This window comes from Pseudomonas sp. RT4P38 (assembly GCF_054897765.1).
In genome coordinates this window covers 3262589-3281231 of record NZ_CM142703.1, presented here as the reverse complement: position 1 = coordinate 3281231, position 18643 = coordinate 3262589, and the positions used below count along the sequence as shown (strand labels likewise).

General features: G+C 57.4%; 16 protein-coding genes and 1 pseudogene. 11 read left to right on the top strand and 6 right to left on the bottom strand.

The genetic code is table 11. The features are described from left to right. Window positions 1-12: 12 nt before the first annotated feature. Entirely contained in the window at window positions 13-1104 is a 1092-nt protein-coding gene (locus tag ACYZT7_RS15225; protein ID WP_462041671.1) for a polyamine ABC transporter substrate-binding protein, read from the bottom strand. A gap of 102 nt (window positions 1105-1206) precedes the next feature. On the opposite strand from ACYZT7_RS15225, the gene ACYZT7_RS15220 reads away from it, so the two are divergent. The 3 genes from ACYZT7_RS15220 to ACYZT7_RS15210 all read left to right on the top strand — a co-directional run bounded on the left by ACYZT7_RS15220 (window position 1207) and on the right by ACYZT7_RS15210 (window position 3365). Beyond that, window positions 1207-2109: a LysR family transcriptional regulator gene (locus tag ACYZT7_RS15220; RefSeq protein ID WP_462041670.1), complete on the top strand. Its 903-nt coding sequence runs from the start codon at window positions 1207-1209 to the stop codon at window positions 2107-2109. Window positions 2110-2318: 209 nt separating this feature from the next. Next, the gene (locus ACYZT7_RS15215) at window positions 2319-2792 is read left to right on the top strand and encodes an LEA/WHy family protein (protein WP_462041669.1); all 474 of its coding nucleotides are present in this window, start codon (window positions 2319-2321) and stop codon (window positions 2790-2792) included. A 27-nt stretch (window positions 2793-2819) separates the two neighbouring features. Further along, on the top strand, window positions 2820-3365 hold the full coding sequence (locus tag ACYZT7_RS15210; RefSeq protein WP_462041668.1) for a GNAT family N-acetyltransferase: 546 nt from the start codon (window positions 2820-2822) through the stop codon (window positions 3363-3365). Window positions 3366-3401: 36 nt separating this feature from the next. On the opposite strand, the pseudogene ACYZT7_RS15205 reads toward ACYZT7_RS15210, so the two are convergent. Next, window positions 3402-3512, bottom strand: a pseudogene (locus tag ACYZT7_RS15205) (carbon-nitrogen hydrolase family protein); the annotation flags it as partial. Between the two features lie 24 nt (window positions 3513-3536). On the opposite strand from ACYZT7_RS15205, the gene ACYZT7_RS15200 reads away from it, so the two are divergent. Further along, a complete protein-coding gene (locus ACYZT7_RS15200) occupies window positions 3537-4463 on the top strand; it encodes a LysR family transcriptional regulator (RefSeq protein WP_462041667.1) in 927 nt (308 codons plus the stop codon). Here ACYZT7_RS15200 and ACYZT7_RS15195 read toward each other — a convergent pair. Next, the gene (locus tag ACYZT7_RS15195; protein ID WP_282379433.1) at window positions 4447-4698 is read right to left on the bottom strand and encodes a hypothetical protein; all 252 of its coding nucleotides are present in this window, start codon (window positions 4696-4698) and stop codon (window positions 4447-4449) included. The genes ACYZT7_RS15200 and ACYZT7_RS15195 overlap by 17 nt on opposite strands. Before the next feature lie 165 nt (window positions 4699-4863). Between ACYZT7_RS15195 and ACYZT7_RS15190 the strand changes: the two genes are divergently transcribed. Then, window positions 4864-5181, top strand: coding sequence for an ElaB/YgaM/YqjD family protein (locus ACYZT7_RS15190; protein WP_462041666.1), 318 nt, complete (start codon window positions 4864-4866; stop codon window positions 5179-5181). A 79-nt stretch (window positions 5182-5260) separates the two neighbouring features. Here the strand turns inward: ACYZT7_RS15190 and ACYZT7_RS15185 are convergent, their stop codons facing one another. After that, on the bottom strand, window positions 5261-6301 hold the full coding sequence (locus ACYZT7_RS15185; protein WP_462041665.1) for an Ldh family oxidoreductase: 1041 nt from the start codon (window positions 6299-6301) through the stop codon (window positions 5261-5263). Window positions 6302-6532: 231 nt separating this feature from the next. Between ACYZT7_RS15185 and ACYZT7_RS15180 the strand changes: the two genes are divergently transcribed. Further along, a complete protein-coding gene (locus ACYZT7_RS15180; protein WP_462041664.1) occupies window positions 6533-11380 on the top strand; it encodes a dermonecrotic toxin domain-containing protein in 4848 nt (1615 codons plus the stop codon). A gap of 97 nt (window positions 11381-11477) precedes the next feature. Then, window positions 11478-12479 carry a FecR family protein gene (locus tag ACYZT7_RS15175; RefSeq protein ID WP_462041663.1) on the top strand — a complete coding sequence of 334 codons (1002 nt, stop codon included), beginning with the start codon at window positions 11478-11480 and terminating at the stop codon, window positions 12477-12479. Between the two features lie 55 nt (window positions 12480-12534). Here ACYZT7_RS15175 and pvdQ read toward each other — a convergent pair whose 3' ends face one another. Then, window positions 12535-14880, bottom strand: coding sequence for a bifunctional acylase PvdQ (gene pvdQ, locus ACYZT7_RS15170; protein ID WP_462041662.1), 2346 nt, complete (start codon window positions 14878-14880; stop codon window positions 12535-12537). 245 nt (window positions 14881-15125) lie between these two features. Between pvdQ and ACYZT7_RS15165 the strand changes: the two genes are divergently transcribed. Next, complete coding sequence (locus ACYZT7_RS15165) at window positions 15126-15497, top strand: fe2+ zn2+ uptake regulation protein (RefSeq protein WP_462041661.1); 372 nt, start codon at window positions 15126-15128, stop codon at window positions 15495-15497. Window positions 15498-15516: 19 nt separating this feature from the next. Here the strand turns inward: ACYZT7_RS15165 and ACYZT7_RS15160 are convergent, their stop codons facing one another. After that, window positions 15517-15705, bottom strand: coding sequence for a hypothetical protein (locus tag ACYZT7_RS15160; RefSeq protein WP_461960119.1), 189 nt, complete (start codon window positions 15703-15705; stop codon window positions 15517-15519). 150 nt (window positions 15706-15855) lie between these two features. Here ACYZT7_RS15160 and ACYZT7_RS15155 point away from each other — a divergent pair, with 150 nt between their 5' ends. The 3 genes from ACYZT7_RS15155 to ACYZT7_RS15145 all read left to right on the top strand — a co-directional run bounded on the left by ACYZT7_RS15155 (window position 15856) and on the right by ACYZT7_RS15145 (window position 18642). Then, window positions 15856-15993 carry a hypothetical protein gene (locus ACYZT7_RS15155; protein ID WP_462041660.1) on the top strand — a complete coding sequence of 46 codons (138 nt, stop codon included), beginning with the start codon at window positions 15856-15858 and terminating at the stop codon, window positions 15991-15993. Between the two features lie 255 nt (window positions 15994-16248). Continuing rightward, complete coding sequence (locus ACYZT7_RS15150) at window positions 16249-17490, top strand: MFS transporter (protein WP_462041659.1); 1242 nt, start codon at window positions 16249-16251, stop codon at window positions 17488-17490. Window positions 17491-17511: 21 nt separating this feature from the next. Continuing rightward, a complete protein-coding gene (locus tag ACYZT7_RS15145; RefSeq protein WP_462041658.1) occupies window positions 17512-18642 on the top strand; it encodes a LuxE/PaaK family acyltransferase in 1131 nt (376 codons plus the stop codon). Window position 18643 lies beyond the last annotated feature (1 nt).

Below are 18643 nucleotides of genomic sequence, written 5' to 3'. Positions count from 1 at the left end.
TCAGGTTCCTTATTATTGGCGGCTACGGAAAGTGGTCCACAAGCGAGTGCGTTGGCGCAGGTCCTTGAAGCTCATACTGCGATCGGCGTATAGCCGGTCACGCACGTCAGCCCGTGGGTAGATGTCCGGATCGGTGCGCACCGCCTCATCCACCAGCGGTGTTGCGGCCTGGTTGGCCGTCGCGAAGAAAAGTGTGTTGGTCAGTGCTGCGACGGATTCGGGGCGCAGCATGAACTCGATAAAGGCGCGGGCCGCTTCGGGGTGTGGCGCGTCCTTGGGGATCGCCAGGTTGTCCTGCCAGACCAGCGTGCCCTCTTTCGGAATCCGGTACGCCACTTCGAACGGCTTGTTGGCCTTGCGCGCCTGATCGGCGGCCATGCTGGCGTCACCGTTGTAAGTCAACGCCAGGCATACGCTGCCGTTGGCCAGATCGCTTATCTGCCGACCGGTGGCGACGTACAACACATTGGGTTGCAGCTGATGCAGCAGCGCTTCGGCGGCTGACAGATCCGCCTTGTCGGTGCTGTAAGGATTTTTACCCAGGTAATGCAGCGCCAGGCCGACCACTTCCTGGGGTGAATCGAGAATGGCAATGCCGCAGTCTTTCAGTTTGCTGGCGTATTCCGGCTTGAACAGCAGGTCCAGGCTGTTGAGCGGCACATTCGGCAAACGCTGCTTCACGGCTTCGACGTTCATCCCCAATCCCAGGGTGCCCCAGGTGTAGGGCACCCCATAGCGGTTACCGGGATCGACGGCGGCGAGTTTTTCCAGCAAATCCGGATCGAGGTTGGCGTAACCCTTGAGGCCTTCGTGAGGAATCTCTTTCAACGCACCGGCTGCCAGTCCGCGGGCCAGCACACTGGAAGACGGCACGACCACGTCGTAACCGCTGCCTCCGGTGAGCAACTTGGTTTCGAGTACCTCCGAAGAATCGAAGGTGTCGTACCGCACATGGATGCCGGTTTCCTGTTCGAAACGCTGCAAGGTTTCGGGAGCGACGTAATCAGCCCAACTGTAGAGGTTGACGACTTTTTCCTCCGCCTGGGCCGATACGGCCATGGCGAGAAACAGCGCGGGTAAACACAGCTTGAACGTGGGAGCCATGACGAAACACCTGACCAGATGAAGTGGATGCAGAATGCGTCGTCGGATACATTGGAAAAATACCAAGTTAGTTATCCTGACTTTATCCAGGAGTAATGTTTGATGCTCGGCCAACTCCATGATCTTGATCTGCAACTGCTGCGCCTGTTCGTCAACGTGGTGGAGTGCGGCGGCTTCAGCGCGGCTCAGGGTGAACTGGGCTTGAGCCAGTCGAGCATCAGCCAGCAAATGGCCAAACTGGAAACCCGACTCGGCTATCGGCTGTGCAGTCGCGGCAAGGGTGGTTTCAAAATCACGCCCAAGGGCGAACAACTGCTCAACGCGACTCGCAGCCTGTTCGAGTCCATCGAAGCCTTCCGCCATCAATCCAATGGTGTGGCCGGGCGCTTGATCGGCGAGGTGCGTCTGGGGCTGTCCGAAGCGCTCGATCAATCCGTGTTGCAACGGGTGGCCGATGCGATCCGGCGCTTTCGTGAACGGGACGAATCGGTGCGCATCGAGTTGATCAGTGCCATGCCCGGTGAAATGGAACGGTTGCTGCTGCAACAGCGGCTGGACCTTGCAATCGGCTATTTCTCACAAGTGCAAAGCGCTTTTGACTACCGCGAACTGTTTACCGAAACCCAGCACCTGTATTGCGCCGCCGGACATCCGCTGTTCACCGACGATGCGCCTGACGATCACGCGCTACAGGCGTGTGATCGAGTCGATCACCCTTACCGTTTCCTGCGCAGCGACGAACCCTTCCAGGGGAAGCTGTGTTCGGCGCGTTCGGAGCAAGTCGAAGGCACCCTCGCCTTCATTCTTTCCGGTAAACACGTTGGCTATTTGCCCAATCACTTTGCCCGCAGCTGGGAAGACAAAGGATTGCTGCGGGCCGTACGCCGAGAGGGCATGAGTTTCGACGTGGCGTTTCATCTGGCCCGGCATCGCGCCCAGGTGCCGGGGGATGCGCAAAAGGCATTTGAAGAGGATTTGCTGGCGGCATTCACGGCACCCGTTTGATAATGATCGTTCCCACGCTCCGCGGGGGAATGCCTCACCGGACGCTCTGCGTCTGTTGGAAGTCTTCGATCCTCCGGGTCATGGAAAACCCGGATGTCCCGGCCAAGGGTGAACCCGTCTCGCCTGCAGCTGTCGCACCCTTGAACCTCTAGAAAATGCTCGAGTCCGAGCCACTGGTGGTTCGGCCTTTTCTTTAAGAGAGCATGTCCATGCGCAGTGTCCACGCCGTTATCCTTTCCCTGCTTTTGCTCTCCCTGAGCGCCTGCGCCCTGTTCCCCAATCGCGATCCGCTGAACATCAACGTGGTCGGCTTCGAGCCGTTGCAAAGCCAGGACATGGAAGTACGCTTTGCCGTGAAAATACGCGTGCAAAATCCCAATGAGACAATCATCAACTACAACGGCGTAGCCTTGGACCTGGAAGTCAACGGCCAGCCACTTGCCTCCGGTGTCAGCGATCAATCGGGCTCGATTGCACGCTTTTCCGAAACCGTGCTGACGGTGCCGGTCAGCGTTTCGGCGTTCTCGGTGCTGCGTCAGACTCTGGGCCTGAGCCAGACACAAACCCTGAACAACCTGCCCTACGTGCTGCGAGGCAAACTGGCCGGTGGCTTGTTCGGCACCCTGCGTTTCGTGGACAGTGGCAAACTCAGCTTCCCAGCGTCGACGACCGGCACCTGGTAATTCCGACTCAAGGAGCGACAAAAGAACATGGAAGTCACACCCACGCTCGACACCGAACGCTTGATCCTGCGCCCGCTGGAGTTGGCCGATGCAGACGCCATCCAGCAACAGTTCCCGCATTGGGAAGTGGTGCGTTATCTGAATGCCCTCATCCCTTGGCCGTACCCTGCTGACGGCGCACTGACCTATCTGCGTGACATCGCGTTGCCGGCGATTGCCGCCGGCAAAGAGTGGCATTGGTCTATCCGCTTAAAGTCCGCGCCCGATCAGTTTATTGGCAATGTCAGCCTGATGAATGAGCAGGACAACAACCGCGGCTTCTGGCTAGGACCAAAATGGCAAGGCCAGGGTTTGATGACCGAAGCCAGTGCAGCGGTCACCGAGTACTGGTTCCAGACCCTTGGCCGGTCAGTGCTGCGGGTACCGAAAGCGGCGCCCAACATCGGCGCGCGCAAACTCTCGGAACGCACCGGCATGCGCTTGATCCACAGCGATGAGGGCGAATTCGTCAGCGGGCGATTCCCCAGAGACCTCTGGGAAATCACCCGTGAAGAGTGGTTAACGCAACCCTAGAGATCCAATGTGGGAGCAAGCTCGCTCCCACAGGGGTTATGTGTTGAAGCGCACGCCGGGTTTAGGCCGCTCATCTACGGTCAGCTCAAACACGTCCGGGCGTGCGTAGTGCCTCACCACGTCGTAGTCGTAACGGGCGCGGATCAGAAGCCCCGTTTGCTGCTGAATGATATGAATCAAATGAATATCGCCACTGTTGATCTCAACCTGCTGAAAGTCTTCGAAGCGCTACACGAGGAGTCCAGCGCGAGCCGGGCCGCGTTGCGTCTGGGCGTGACGCAATCGGCGGTCAGCGCGGCACTGCGAAGGCTACGCGAGGTGTATGGCGATCAGTTGTTCGTGCGCACCGGCCGAGGCCTCGCGCCCACACTCAAGGCCAACCAGTTGAAACCGGTGGTCAGCGATGCCCTGAACAAATGCCGGCAGAGCCTGGCGATGGTCGATCCGGCCGCCCACCATTACGACGGGCGCTCGGTGACCGTGGGTATGTCCGATGATTTCGAAATCGCTTATGGGCGCCGGTTGATCGAGGAAATCGCCCGAGTCGCGCCGAAGCTGCGGCTGATCTTTTGTCAGACCCATAGCCAGATCGTCGCCCAGGCGTTGATGGAACGCAGCATCGATCTGGCGATCACCGCCGGCGGATTTGCCGAGCGCTTGCTCAGCCGTCAGGTGCTGGGAGAAGGAGGCTATCTGTGCCTGGCAGACCCGATGAGCCTGGCCGAGGGACAGCAAACCATCAGTCTTGAGGAATTCGTCGCCCGCGAGCACATCCTGGTGTCGTCGGGTGGTTTTATCGGGATCACCGATGAGGGGCTGGCGGCGCTGGGGTTGAGTCGGCGGGTAAGCGCGTCGACCACACACTTTGCGGCATTGCCGCACTTGCTCAAGGGCAGCCAGGCCGTGGCGACCATTCCGGCCCATGCGGCGCAAAGCATTGCGGCGCTCAGCGGCCTGGCGCTACTGCCCTGCCCCCTGGCGTTGCCGCGTTATCCGATCGAACTGGGCTGGCGCACCAGTACGCAGCTCGATCCGCTGGTATTGAAAGTACGTGAGGCCATTGTCGCGAGTTTCGCGTGTTCTACTTGGCAGCCATGAGGCGATTGATCTCGCTGCGCACCATGTTCGCGAATTCCGGGGGTGACATGCCGTCAAGTTCGGCACGGACCCACTCGGACCATTTGCCTTTGCGCTTGGCGCGCTCACCGAACAACCGTGCGGCCTCGCCCTTGGACTTGCCCAGGTTGCTTTGCCAGAGATCGAACAGACGGGATTTCTCATCTTCAAGCGCAGCGCGCTCGGCAAGGGGTTTGTCGGCCAGATTGAAGCTCATGGGAGTTACCTGCTGCGTAAATTAGGCGACATCTTACACTGTAGGAGGAAACGTCCGACTCAGGATTTTTCTTCAGGGTGGGGTCAACGCGAAAACTCACTGCAACTTTTTCGCTGACGACAGACTCCATTGTTCACTGCCCATTTACCTGCAAGGAGTACCCCAATGGCCCGAAAAACCGCCGCACAAGTCGCCGAAGATCAAATCAAGGATCAGGCCTTCAGCGAACTTCAGGTCCTGATCGAAGAGTCGGAGAAACTGCTCAAAAGCAGTGCCTCACTCGTCGGTGAAGAAGCGGACACACTTCGTGGGCAAATCGCCCAGAAACTTCAGCAGGCTCGGGACTCCGTCACCAGCGTTCGTGACCGGACCAAACCTGCGGTCGCAGCCACTGAAACCTACATCGGTGGTCATCCGTGGCAAACCGTGGCCATCTCCGCCGGTTTTGGCCTGGTGGTCGGGCTGTTGCTGGGCCGGCGTTAAGCGGTATCGCTTTAATGGGTACTGAGCAAAAAGGCGAGCCTTTCGCTCGCCTTTTTCATGCCCGGGTTTTAGGCAGACCTCAGAGCCCGGCCAATTCCCGCAAATTCGCCAATGTCTGAGTGTCGAGCTTAATGCCTTCGGTGCTGGCCTTGGCCCGCTGCTGGTGACGTCGATCACCCGGCAAACGCTTGAGCCCCACACCGTGCATCTGCCGGACCAGCTCCTGGCTGCGCTCGGCAAAACTCTGCCCGGCCGCCTTGCTCGGGTCGATCACGATCAGCAGTTGGCCAGTCCACGGTGTCTTGGCCCCCGGATGGTTCGACCAATCGAACTCGAAGGAAAAATTCCCGCCGGTCAACGCCGCCGCCAACAGCTCGACCATCATCGACAGCGCCGAGCCTTTATGCCCGCCAAACGGCAGCAACGCGCCGCCTTCAAGAATCGCTTTCGGGTCCTGGGTCGGCTGGCCGAGACCATCGACACCCATGCCTGGCGGCAAACGCTCGCCCTTGCGTGCGGCGATCTGCACATCGCCATGGGCAATTGCGCTGGTCGCCAAATCAAAGACAATCGGTTCGCCATCAGCCCGAGGGGCGGCAAACGCAATCGGATTGGTCCCGAACAACGGGCGATCGGCACCGTGCGGCACCACGCAGGTCATGCTGTTGACCACGCTCAGCGCCACCAGCCCTTCGTAAGCGAAAGGCTCGACATCCGGCCACAAGGCTGCGAAGTGGTGGGAATTACGAATCGCCAGCACCGCAATGCCGGCACTGCGGGCCTTTTCAACCAGCAGTGCGCGTGCTGCCGCCAGGGCCGGCTGGGCGAAACCATTGCCGGCGTCGACCCGGACAAAACCCGAAGCGACATCCTCGACCACCGGCACGGCCTGGCCATTGACCCAGCCGCTCTTGAGCGTCGATACGTAACCGGGAATACGAAACACGCCGTGGCTATGGGCGCCATCGCGCTCGGCGCCGGCGCAGTTGAGGGCCAGTGTTTGGGCGACATCGGCGCTGGTGCCATGACGCTGGAAAATCTGCTCAAGCAAAAGAACGAGCGCGTCGAAATCGAGCGTTTGAGTGCTCGAACTGACGGCCATTTCGGGCGTTGCGGTCATCTGAAGCTCCAGTTTTATTATTGAGTACGGGCACCAGGGTGAAACGAGGTTGCATGGCAACCAAAAACAGTTGTCGATTAAGCGCTGTTTTACCGGCGTCCTGTCAAGTCTCGACAGCCTGTTCGGATCAAGCAATATGTACCGCACTCGAGCCTGCCCCTGGCCGTACTGTTTTTCCTCAATCCAACGGCCGGCGATTACCCGCCGATCGCAGCACATTGAGGAAGAACCATGATTGCTCCCCCACTGCCGTATTTTTTCGACGAGGCAGAACGCGCATCCAATGCAAAACAGCCCGGTGATCGCGAGAAAGCGCTTTCCTTCACGCTTGATGACCTGAATTGGTTGCAGGGTGTTTATCTACCGACCCATGAAGCCCGTATGGCCACTACCAAGCCCATACATATCGAACGATTGCTTCTGGGCCCGACGGACATTCCATTGGCCGGTGCTTTCGCCATGAGCCGGCCCAATAATGGAGAAGTCATGCTCTACACACCGTGGAAAGGCCTGGTCAAATTCGCGGGTATGGAGAACCTCAAAAGCAACCTCAAGGAGTTGTTGTCACAGCAGACCGGAAAACGGGAACTACTGCGATATCTTTCCATTGAACAACGTAACGCAGTGCAGGCAGCCGCTGTGCCTGAGATTTCTACAACAACCATCGAAGGTGCGGTATTCCAGGACCAGGAGCTCATACTCGAACTCAATCAGACACACAACATCCAGTCGATGATGGCCGAACTGGTCAAGATGCCGACACTGCAGTCGATGCTGGACGAAAGTCTCAAGATTGCGTTGGTCATGCGATTCCCCAGGCTGGACCAGCGCCAGACAAGGCTGGAAAGCTTCATCAGCACGGTTTCCACCTTCGACACCCGCGAGTACCGGTACAAGATGTCCTCGCAGCCACTGAGCGACGTCCTCTTGCAGTACTACCTGACCCATCAGTGGCCAACGGGTGATTCCAGGGTCTTTTCCAATCCCGCACACGGCGTGAGCAGTAACGCCGATAACCAGGCATGGGAAAGCTCAATCATAGAGATCGCGCAACGCTTTACGCCTCACTTGCGAAGCCTGTTGGAAACGTTCTGGAACTCCCCCACACGCGCTGGCCAGTCACCCTCAGAGTTTCTTACCGAAGGGATTCGCGACACCTTTCACGTCAATCTTTTATTGAAGCGCCAGCAAGGTGTTTTAACCACGCAGCAATACCTGCGCTTGATGAATGTGAGCCTCGCGCCTGCCTCCAATGATTCCCTGCGCATCGAAAAAGTACGTATCACCGCTCCCTTCAAGCACTACGCGGAACTGGCCTGCACCTTGATGATCGGCAGCAGCGACGCCCTCGGCTTTCTGTATACCCGGTCCAGAGGTATCGAAGCCACGAGCAATCTACCCGCAATCAGACACATCGTGCTGGCGATGATCAAAAGTGAAGGGCATGAGGACACGCTGCTCAATTACATGTCTCTGGACGAGCGCCGTACGCTGCTTTCAATGAAACCGGATGAACGCATGATTATCGGAGAGCCGATCGTTGGCCCGGTGTTTGAACAATTGATGGCAGACATCCTCGACAAGCAACTGCAGAACCTGACTTACGCCTTGAGCCGCTGCCGCGAAAGTGAAGGCTCGCTGGACCCGCATGCATTGCTCGACAAGGCGCTGGATGTCCGGGGACTGATCGATGACCGGCTGTTGGCCGTCGATGCCACAGGGCGCTGGAGTACACGCGTGGACCAGCGCTGGAGTGCCCAACCGGTCACCGTTCGCGCCGAGTCGGCCAAAGAACAATGGGCACTGCTCTCCACCGCAGAACAAGCGCTTGAACAACGCCTTGAAAACCACCCCGCCATTCCTGCCGCCACCCGCACGGTCACCGAGGCCCAACGTTTCGTCGGTTCGTCGCTGGAAGGCTTGCAATCAAGTTTCACCCACACCCTGTCAACGGCATTGCGCAGCGAGCTCAAACTGCAGACAGTTGCCCGCACGCTGGGTGTGACGGAACAGGCGATCATCAAAACGGTGCTCGATACGCCGGTACGCTTGCAACGGGGCGCGTTGAACGGTTTTCTGCCGGACGTATTTTCCCTGGCGTTGAAGGCAGGCGACGTTACGGATCCGTTGAAACTGGCCAGTTGTTTTGTGCTGACTGAACGAGGAGGCCTGAACCCGGTGCATTCGGGCAAGGCTATTTTGTGGACGCCCGCGATGGGGTTTGAAGCCTTCAAGGCATTGACACCATTGCTGACCGAACTCGGTCGACGCCTCGCAGACGTCAACCATCGATCAGCGCTTCTGGAGAACCTTGGCCGCAGTGAGCGATTGCCTGGCAAGACTTACACGTTGGCGCCCCTGCAGCGGGTAGATGGGCATTTTCTTGATCATCTACAAAAAACCTCTGTGCATCTGGCCCCGTCGTGCCTGACCAACGCGCTGGCGACGAAGCTCACCACCACGCCGCTGACCCATCTCCTGAATCTCGTGGCACTGCGTAAGCCGATGACCGGACTCGACCGTGCGATGGACATTGCGCGGTCACTGACGACTCAACAAAAACTGCCGGCATGGCTGGCCAAAGCGTCCGTTAACGATCTGATTCTGCATGCCGAGCTGCTTCAGCAATACCTCAATAACGTTCAAGACGACCAGGATTACCTGAGCGGCATACGATCACTGCAGCGCACGGCACACCTGGAACTTGAAAAACAACTCAAGGCTGACACCTTCAACATCAACCCGGACAACGTCCAGGTCCAAATCAGTGCCCGCCCGACATCTGCAGCCAACACTCAAACGCTGACCGACTTTGCTTTGACTCACCTGAAGGATCTGGATCAGGTCCATTTCAAACTGGTATCGCTTGATACCACCGTGATTCCCGAGGGGATGGACGAACGCTACATCAAAGACCTGATACGAAACCTGAAACCGGGCGAACATCAGCAGAAAATTCTGAGCGACGCCTTGGCAGATACCCAGGCGAATGTGGGCCGCAGGAAGCGGTTTTACACACAATTGCCCTGGCAGTTGATGCATTACGCCCATGAGGAAAAACTGCAGGAACGTCTGAGCGAGACGGGGTTTGATCTGATCCGGCAAATCATGGACATGCCAGACGCCATTGCCCGCGCAGCAGTCAACGGTGCCCATGCGATCATCCGCCCACTTGAGTTCCTGGGTATCAAGCGTGCACAGACGATCAAAGTGCCCGGTGTGTATCTGATCGGCTCAACGGCTGATCGCTCTGCACCACAAGTGCTTATTGCGCCTCACAGCCCTCGGCACGGGGTGAAAGAATATGAAAATGAAGCACAACTGCTAACAGAACTGACGACCCGCGGACCATTGCTGGACTGGCTACTCTTGAATCTGCCGCCGCCTGATCGGGTACTGCTGGAAACCCGGATGGCAACCACTAATCACCGCGTTGCCAGAGCCACGCCGACGAGTACCGGTCATCGCTTCACCGAGACCACACTGGCCTCCAATCCGATCAAGGGGAACCTGTTCAACCATTTACTCAATGACAACGCCGCGTTGTTGACCCGCTTGCTCGGTTGTCAGTCCGATGACAGAAAACAGGGCGAGTGGGCGACCATCAAACAGGTGTTGGGCGAAGATTTGCACGCGGCATTTTCGTTTTGTATGGGCAAACTTGCGTACCCCATCACGGTATGGCGCAGTTACCGCGACATCAAGCAATCCGCCGAAGACCTGCAAACACATAAATGGGGAGCCGCAATAAAAGAGTTCATCAGCGGCATTGCACAACTGGCCTCGTTGCGCCAATCGATGGAGGATCCCGTGACGGAGCCTTCGACGATCAGCGCGCCCGCGCCAGAAACGCCCGACACCCGACTCAAATGGCAGGACATCGATATCACTGCACCCGAGCGCACGCAGTTGAAGCGTCATGAGAGCATCGACGTCGATCTGGGTTCGCTGACACACAACGCCAAGCTTGGGCTCTACTCTCATCCAACGACAAAACAACTTTACGGGCCGGTTGAAGGAAAAGTGTATCCGGTCGCAAAACCCGGCACCCGTTGGCGCATCGCCGACACCCCCGCTCCCATCCCTTATCTGCGTCAAAACGAATCGAAACAATGGGTTCTGGACAGGGAAAAACCAGCACCCCGCTTCAGCCTCATCAGCCGGTTACAGAACGCGATAACGGTTTTGGAAAGCATGAATGTTGAAGCACATGGAATGCCCCAAATCCGTCAAATTTTTCCGCGAAAGGCTCGTCAGATTGACGAGGCGCTGGATCTGGCAACCACCTATGCCTGGAACAGCTTCCGCAACCTGCAACTGCTCAAGACTTCTGATGGTACGGTCACGCCCGTGCACCAGCTCATCATGGATTTTATCGATGTGCCTACCGTGTCGGACGCGCAGGTGGAGAAGCTCGAAAAAGTCGTGGGCGACATTTTTGCGGCCCTGTTGGACCCCACACTCAGGAAGCCGAACTCCAAGCGTTTTGTTGTTGGCAGGATCCTCAATCACGCGGAAAGTACGTTCGGCTTCACCCTTCCAACGGACGTAAAAAGGAAAATTTACCTGACAGATAGATTTTTCGCCCCCAATTTCGAACACTACCGCAAACATCTGTCCGACGCCGCCTTCCCCATCAACACTCATGCTCGGGCGGCAACCCTGATCCATGAGGTTTCGCACATTGCCGGCAAAACCGAGGACATTTCTTATCTCGATTCCAGCAGACCCTTCGTCGACCTGATAGGAACGGCCAGTGCTTCCGCCACTGATCTCAAAACAGCCTTGAGCGAACTTCAGGACAGCGCACTGTCAATCAAGACGCCTTATACACAGCTGTTCAAAATCCAGGACCCTGATGACGGTGAATGGGAGGACCTGGGCAGTACTACCGATGAAAATACTGATCGGATAAAGGAACATATTTTGACCTTGACCGGCGAGGACAACCTGAGCGGTGCCCGCACCACCTTCAAAAAAGATCCACTGATCAGACTGGCGGTGCAACTCGCTAACGCTGACAGCGTTACTTGGCTGATCACCCATCTGGGGCGCCAATTGCATACCAGTACCCCGTGAGTTTAAAAAATAAGTGCCTGTTTGATGGGTAATTGCCATGACGGTTGTTCTCGCAGATTCCTCACAAGGTTAGAATGCAGGAAATCAGGATGAGTCAATGACCGACAACCCGCTCTCGCAAGCCCAATATGACGCAATCACCGATGCCGCTGCGCATTGGTGCATGCGTCTGCACGCCATCGATTGCACGGCTGAAGAGCGGCTCGCGTTCGAGCAATGGCATAACGCTCATCCGCTTCACGCGTTCGAGTACGAGGCCATGCTGGAGATCTGGGATGTCGCGGGGGACCTGCCACGTCCCGAAACCGTGATACCGGCGGCTCGCGCCAAACCTGCAACGCCTTGGCGCACCTTCGGTATCGCTGCCGCGGTTTGCGCCATGGCGCTGCCATTGGCGGCCTATAGCGGCTGGAACCTGGGCTGGTTACCCAATTCGTACCAATATTTCGAGGCGAGCGATACTGTCCGTCAGATCACCCTGAGCGATGGCAGTCAGGTGGAACTGAACCTGGGCAGTGAGCTGACGTTCAGCAACTACAAGGACCAGCGCCGGATCACTTTGGAGAAAGGCGAAGCCTTCTTCAGCGTCAGCCACGACACTCGGCACCCCTTCATTGTCAACGCGGCCGAAGGCAGGGTTCGGGTAACCGGAACCAAATTCAACGTCTGGATGTATGAAGATCAGGTACGCGTGAACCTGATTGAAGGTTCGGTGTTGGTGAGCAGCAATGATGCCCTTGCGGGTGACGGCTTGCGCCTCGAGCCAGCGATGCAGGCGAGTTACAGACGCGGCGACTTCACTCCCCGGATCAGTCAGACCTACGACAACGACAACTCACTGGCGTGGCGCAGTGGAAAACTGGTACTCGATGATCTGGCGCTGGCCGACGCACTGCCATTGATCAATCGCTACTTGAACAAACCTGTGATGGTGGCCGACACCAGTACCGGCTCGATTCGTATCGGCGGCATCTACAACATCAAAGAACTAAACAACCTGGTGGCTTCCTTGCCCAAAGTATTGCCGGTCTACCTGACCCGCAACAAGGATGGGAATCCGGTCCTCAATTCCATTCCGCAACAAGCCCCGAAAAGCTGAAGGCCGCGGCCCTTGCGGGGTGCGGCCTTCATTCCTGGATCAAGCGCCATCAGCGTTACTGTACAGCCACCTTCCCGGCTTTTTCATCCTGCTCGCGGATTGTCTGAACCTGGTACTGCGGATCGGACGTGATCTGCTGCTCGGTGAACGGCATCACACTCAACTGCTTCCTGGAAAATGCCAGGGTCTGGTCTCTGGAGTACTTCGAGGCCGGGTCACTGGATAGCGAGAAAGCCAGCAGCCCCTGGGCCTGCGGTCCCTTGTCATCGAAGGTCACCACCTGCAAATAGCTGGTACCGCTGACGACTTCGAGTTTACCGTCCGTTCTCGGCACGCTCTGAATGGCGTTATAAACCCCCAGAGTGCCAGGTCCACCGTGAATCGGCGTCTGTTGGCCACCACTGCTGACCACCTGGATATCACCCCAGCGACTATCAGCCTTGAGCCCCCTCTTATTGATCTGCGCTACCGACGCCAGCATCGCGGCGCGAACCGCTTTTTCGACTTCCGGGCGATCGACCGCCAGGCCACGCGGGGTGTGTTGCGGGTCTTTCGGATCGAACGCCACACGCCAGAGATCAGGTGTTTCCTCTAGCGACTCCATGACATTCTGGAAATGCACAAAGCCCAGACCACTGTCCAGATTCGCACTGCGGTCCCAGGCCTTGAGACTGGCACACAGCGGCGCGAGCGCTGGCGCATCGCTACCCAGTGCCGCCGCACAGAACTGCAGCAGGTCCGGCATCACTTGAGCCGCCTGATACACCTGGTCGTCCATCACCATGTGTTGCAGATCCGTCGCCGAAATTGCACCGGCCTTGTTCAACGTATTCAGGCGATCCAGTGCAAAGCGTGAGCGCAGACCCAACGGCTGGCCGTCCTGACTGATCAGTGGCGAAAAACCGGTGAGCGGTTGCGCCGGGTTGGCCATCCAGGCCGAATCGTTGGAGTGCTGCACAAAATCCTTGCGCAACAGCTGCGGCAATTTGTCTGACGCATATATCCCTTTTTGCGCAGCCTGCGGGTCGATGTCCCAGGCACAAGCGCTATTGGAACCGTCGAGGACGATCATCTGCAACCCGGCCCGAGGATCACTGCACTTGGCCAGTTTGTCGGCACTGACGTTCGGCACGACCGAGAGGTTCATGTACAGCGTCTGCCCCTGATCATCCGTCGCCAGGGTGTTGACCCACGGGATCCCCTGAATATTGTGCACCGACGCCTGAAAATCCTTGAGGCTGACCGCGCGGTTCATTGCATACCACTGCTGCAAGACCCGGTCGTTATCCAGATTGGCGTCGCGCAGGCTGTAGGCAAACTGGTTGTCCCAGTCGAGTTTTCCGGGCCACTGCACGACAGGGCCAAACTGCGAACTGTAGACCACATGAGAAATCGGTCTGGTCTGGCCATCCGGTTGTTTCACGTTCACGGTCAGGGTCTGTTTCTTCATCGGCAATGACTTGCCGTCGAGCAGATAACGGGTCGAATCCTTGGGATCGAGTTGCAGGCGATACAAGGTGAAATGCTTGGACGAGTCCACCGTGTGGGTCCACGCCAGGTGCTGGTTGAAACCGATATTGATCATCGGCAGCCCCGGCAGCGCCGCGCCCATGACGTCCAGTTTGCCGGGAATGGTCAGGTGCATTTGATAGAAACGCATCCCGCCGACCCAAGGGAAATGCGGATTGGCCAGCAACATGCCGCGGCCATTGAACGAACGTTCACTGCCGACTGCCACCGCGTTGCTGCCGCGATCCAGAGCAAACCGCTGCATGCGCGAGGCAGCCACCTGGAACGCCACGGGGTCGCCTGCCACATGAGTAACGGCCTTGGGTGGCGTCGCGCCGGCCAAGGCCTCGGCAAACTGCCCTACTCCGCCTTCGACCAGCAGACGCCGCGTCAACTTGACCAGGTCCTGGGCGGTAATCTCGCGCACCCAGTCGCCCTGACACTGCTGCGGCAAACCCTGCACCCGACGTTCCGTCAGCGAACGGTTATAGCCCGCCACATACCCTTCAATGAGATCGCGCACTGGCGGGGTTTGCGCCTGCCAGAAACCCTCGACAGCCTGTGGCGTGTTCAGCCAATTGAAGAACAGATCGCTGACCAGGTTTTCGCGTTCTTCGACCGTGAACTGATCCGGGCCGAAATAGCGTGAACGTTCGCCGTTCACGGTAGTGATCTCATTGGCCAGCAGGCACAGGTTGTCCTGAGCGTAGGCGTAACCAATGCCATAACCGAGCCCGCGCTCGTTGTCAGCACGGATATGCGGCACGCCGAAACTGGTCCGGCGAATGTCGGCGGTCGCCTGCTCTGGCTGACTGCGTGCGTTTGCCGCAAGACTCAAGCCAATAAACATACCCGCAAGGCTCAACCTGGTTAACTGCCTGGAAATAATCACGCTCGCTCCTGATCGAAAAGACAAACACCCTGCGTCATACACGCACTGCGCCTTCCCCTACAAACGAAAGAAACGACAAAAAATTTAGGCCCTGAAAGGCGCTTTTCTCGGGCATCTCACAGGCTGCTGACGTGATGGCGACAAAATTTCTACATTCGGGGCTTCATTATTTGCCCTGCTCGTACGTCTTATTGAATGAGAGCACCCATCACATTTCCTGGCCGGCTCGGAAAAGGAGTTTTTGCATGTACAACTCGCAACTGCCAACGGACGGTAGCAATGCGCCAAAGGGCTCTGCCATGGGCTCCGGTGTTTTCAGTCAACGGGGCGAGCGCAATGGCAACGAGCGGATCAGGCTGCTGCTCAAAAGCTTTGGTCTGCGAACCAGTCTGATCCGCCTCAAAGTCATCGATGCGTTGCTGACTGCCGCCGAAAGCGACCGCAGCCTTGGCGTGCGCGGCGTGCACAGTCACTTGCTGGACCTGGACATTCCCCTGTCCTTTCTCAGTGTGAGAGAAGTGTTGAAACGCTTGTGCAGCGAAGGCGTGATCACGCTCAACCCGGACAAAAGCTACAGCCTGCATCCGCACGCTGCAGCCATGCTCCAACGCGAGTGATCAGCCCAAGGTGCGTCGCTCAGGCTTTGACCTTGCGACGCATCACGCCATTGATCACCACCACGATCACCGCCACACCGATGGCGATGTACTGAAACAGCTTCTCGCTGATGACGCCTGCGTTTTGCAGATACGAAAGGCCGAACATGATCCCCAACACCACGAGGGAGATCAGAATCGAGTATTTCAAACGTTGCGACTGAGTCATTGCGAATTCCTGAACCTGAAAAATGTATCCCTTTTGTATCCAAATGCATGCCAAGCCCCTACCTTTCTCCGGGGATGGGACGCTACAAACGGGGTCTCATGTTACAGCCGATCAAGAGATTTGGCTTTATTGCCCCATGAGGATTCTGAAATGTTCCGTCGAATCACACTGCTGATTCCGCTGCTTGCCATACTTCCCCTGAGCGGCTGCATCATTTTCCCCCACGGCGGCTGGCACGGCGGTCATCATTACGACCGTGGTGGGCCGGGCTATTACCAGCATCGATAACGTGAATAATTGAACGTTCATTCGCAAGCTAATTACCCCACCCAGTAACCTCTGAATAAATGCCCGCCTGTCGCGGGCATTTTTCGTACATGCATATTCACTTCTTATTTCCTTCCTGGTACACATCGAAACATAGCGAAAACAATTGAAACGTTGAGTCTCAATAGTTCATTGGAGCTATCCATACTCAATGATTAATCTCGGCGCCTCGCAATAAAACCCATTATTAAATTTCGCGCAACAACCAGGAGTGCCATGCACAAGCCTTTAATCAATATCAACCCCCACCATTTATTAGGCTTTTGTCTTGCAATCACTTTTTTCGAACTTCTGACCTATATGGCCAGCGACATGATCATGCCGGCCATGTTGACCGTTACCCGACAACTGGGTGCCAGCCCCGACCATGTCCCCTACGCTTTCAATCTTTATCTGGCCGGTGGCATTCTTCTGCAATGGCTTATTGGTCCGTTGTCTGATCATTTCGGTCGCCGCCGCATGTTGCTCATCGGTTGTGCGGTATTCGCCATGGCCTGTGCAGCCGCGTTCAACGTGCAAAGCATTTATGCGTTCAACGGCTTGCGACTGATTCAGGGCATGGGGTTGGGGTTTGTCATCGCGGTCAGCTATCCAGCCCTGCAAGAAGTTTTCTGCGAAGCCGACGCGGTAAAAATCATGGCGTTGCTGGGGAACGTCGCGTTGCTCTCCCCGCTTCTGGGGCCGTTGCTCGGGAGCCTGCTGCTGGAATGGCTGTCCTGGCGGGAGCTGTTTTTACTGCTGGGTTTGGGCGGCGTGATGGTCTGGCTTGGGCTTTACCTGTTCATGCCGGAAACCGTGGGCACCCTGCGCCACGACGGTCAGCAACTGGAAGCGGTGCGTTTTGAATGGCGCAGCACCGTGTGCCGCTATCTGGCGTTACTGACTAACCCGCGATTCCTGAGTGCAACTGTCGCGCTGGGCGTGATGAGCCTGCCGTTGATTGCGTGGATCGGGCTGGCGCCGCTCTTGCTGATCCAGAACCAGGGACTTTCACCTCTGCAGTACGGCCTGTGGCAAATCCCGGTGTTTGCGGCGGTCATTCTCGGCAACCTGATTCTCAACCGACTGATTGCCCACACTGAATTGCCACAATTGATTCGATACGCGCTTTGGCCGTTTTGCGGTGGCCTCATCGCGCTGGTCGCCGTCAGCTTCTACGGCGCTTCGACAGCCGTGCTGATCTGCTGCCTGGCGCTTTACGCCGTTGGGCTAGGCATGAGCAATGCCGCGCTGTACCGGCTTGCGCTGTTTGCAAGCGACGACAGCAAAGGCTTGGTCTCGGCGATGATCGGCATGATGTCGATCGCCGTCATGGGCGGTGGCGGCTCGATTATCGCTGCGGCCGGGGCCGGTAATAGCCACGAATCATTTGCCCTGATGGCGGGTATTGCGGGGCTTCTGTGCCTGGCACCTCTACGCCTGTTTCTGCGGCGTTCCAACATCGCGCTTGCCGTCTGACACCACAACGTAGGTCTTTTGATGATCCATTTACCCCACACCGATGCGCTCTGCGCGTTAACGCAACCCTATTGCCTGGATTCCGTGCCCGACGGCCTGTTCGACCAGGCGATGGGGGAAATCAGCCTGTTTCATTGTCACCACACGCCGGGTTACGAACGCTGGCTAAACGCCAACGGGCTCGAAGCCCGAGACCTTGAAACACTGGATGACTGGTCAAGACTGCCGCCGATCTTCGCCAACTATTTCAAACGTCACCTGTTGTTCAGCCCCACAGGTGAAGGTGCGCTGGAGCTGACATCATCGGGTACCAGTGGCCAGAAGAGTCGCATGCGCTATGACCTTCGCAGCATGGCGACGGCCCAAGGCATGGTGAGCCACATTTTCCGCCACTACGGCTGGGATACCCCGGACAGCCCCTGCAATTACTTGCTTCTGAGTTACGAACCCGAGGCCGCCAACACCTTGGGCACCGCTTATACCGACCAGTTTCTCTGCAGCTATGCGCCCGTCAACCGGGTTGTCTACGGATTGCGCCTGACCCGTAAAGGTCACGAGTTTGACCTGTTTGGTGTTATTCGCGCCTTGCAGGAGTTTGCGGACGAAGGCTTACCCGTTCGAATTCTCGGATTTCCAGCGTTCCTTTCGCATGCGCTACAGCACATGGAAGACACCACTGCGCCGAATCTCAAGTTACCTGCCCAGTCACTGGTGCTTCTGGGCGGCGGCTGGAAAACCCAGGCAGCGCAGGAAATACCGTTGCTTGAGTTGTATGCCCGAATCAATCGGCAATTAGGTGTCGACCTGTCCCGCTGCCGGGACGGCTACGGCGCAGTAGAGCATGCCGTGCCTTACCTCCAGTGTGCCCACCATCATTTCCATGTACCGGTTTACTCGAAGGTTTTCGTGCGCAACCCATCCGATTTTACTGTCCAGCCATACGGCCAGCGCGGCTTGCTGGAATTCGTCTCCCCGTACATTTCGTCAAGCCCGGCGCATGCCGTGGTCATGGGCGATCTGGCGACATTGCACCCCGGAGCCTGTTGCGGATGCGGCCTGGCGACCGATTGGTTCGAGCTGCATGGACGTGCCGGCACCACCGCCAGTCGCAGCTGTGCCATGGCTGCCTCAGAACTGCTCGAAGGAGTTTGAT

What these genes read in the sequence shown, in the direction of transcription:
- ACYZT7_RS15190 (WP_462041666.1), top strand. Translation starts at nt 4,864, where the DNA reads ATGGCCCGAAAAACCGCCGCACAAGTCGCCGAAGATCAAATCAAGGAT.
- ACYZT7_RS15180 (WP_462041664.1), top strand. Translation starts at nt 6,533, where the DNA reads ATGATTGCTCCCCCACTGCCGTATTTTTTCGACGAGGCAGAACGCGCA.
- ACYZT7_RS15175 (WP_462041663.1), top strand. Translation starts at nt 11,478, where the DNA reads ATGACCGACAACCCGCTCTCGCAAGCCCAATATGACGCAATCACCGAT.
- ACYZT7_RS15145 (WP_462041658.1), top strand. Translation starts at nt 17,512, where the DNA reads ATGATCCATTTACCCCACACCGATGCGCTCTGCGCGTTAACGCAACCC.
- ACYZT7_RS15200 (WP_462041667.1), top strand. Translation starts at nt 3,537, where the DNA reads ATGAATCAAATGAATATCGCCACTGTTGATCTCAACCTGCTGAAAGTC.
- ACYZT7_RS15155 (WP_462041660.1), top strand. Translation starts at nt 15,856, where the DNA reads ATGTTCCGTCGAATCACACTGCTGATTCCGCTGCTTGCCATACTTCCC.
- ACYZT7_RS15150 (WP_462041659.1), top strand. Translation starts at nt 16,249, where the DNA reads ATGCACAAGCCTTTAATCAATATCAACCCCCACCATTTATTAGGCTTT.
- ACYZT7_RS15165 (WP_462041661.1), top strand. Translation starts at nt 15,126, where the DNA reads ATGTACAACTCGCAACTGCCAACGGACGGTAGCAATGCGCCAAAGGGC.
- ACYZT7_RS15210 (WP_462041668.1), top strand. Translation starts at nt 2,820, where the DNA reads ATGGAAGTCACACCCACGCTCGACACCGAACGCTTGATCCTGCGCCCG.
- ACYZT7_RS15225 (WP_462041671.1), bottom strand. Translation starts at nt 1,104, where the DNA reads ATGGCTCCCACGTTCAAGCTGTGTTTACCCGCGCTGTTTCTCGCCATG.
- ACYZT7_RS15215 (WP_462041669.1), top strand. Translation starts at nt 2,319, where the DNA reads ATGCGCAGTGTCCACGCCGTTATCCTTTCCCTGCTTTTGCTCTCCCTG.
- ACYZT7_RS15195 (WP_282379433.1), bottom strand. Translation starts at nt 4,698, where the DNA reads ATGAGCTTCAATCTGGCCGACAAACCCCTTGCCGAGCGCGCTGCGCTT.
- ACYZT7_RS15160 (WP_461960119.1), bottom strand. Translation starts at nt 15,705, where the DNA reads ATGACTCAGTCGCAACGTTTGAAATACTCGATTCTGATCTCCCTCGTG.
- ACYZT7_RS15220 (WP_462041670.1), top strand. Translation starts at nt 1,207, where the DNA reads ATGCTCGGCCAACTCCATGATCTTGATCTGCAACTGCTGCGCCTGTTC.
- ACYZT7_RS15185 (WP_462041665.1), bottom strand. Translation starts at nt 6,301, where the DNA reads ATGACCGCAACGCCCGAAATGGCCGTCAGTTCGAGCACTCAAACGCTC.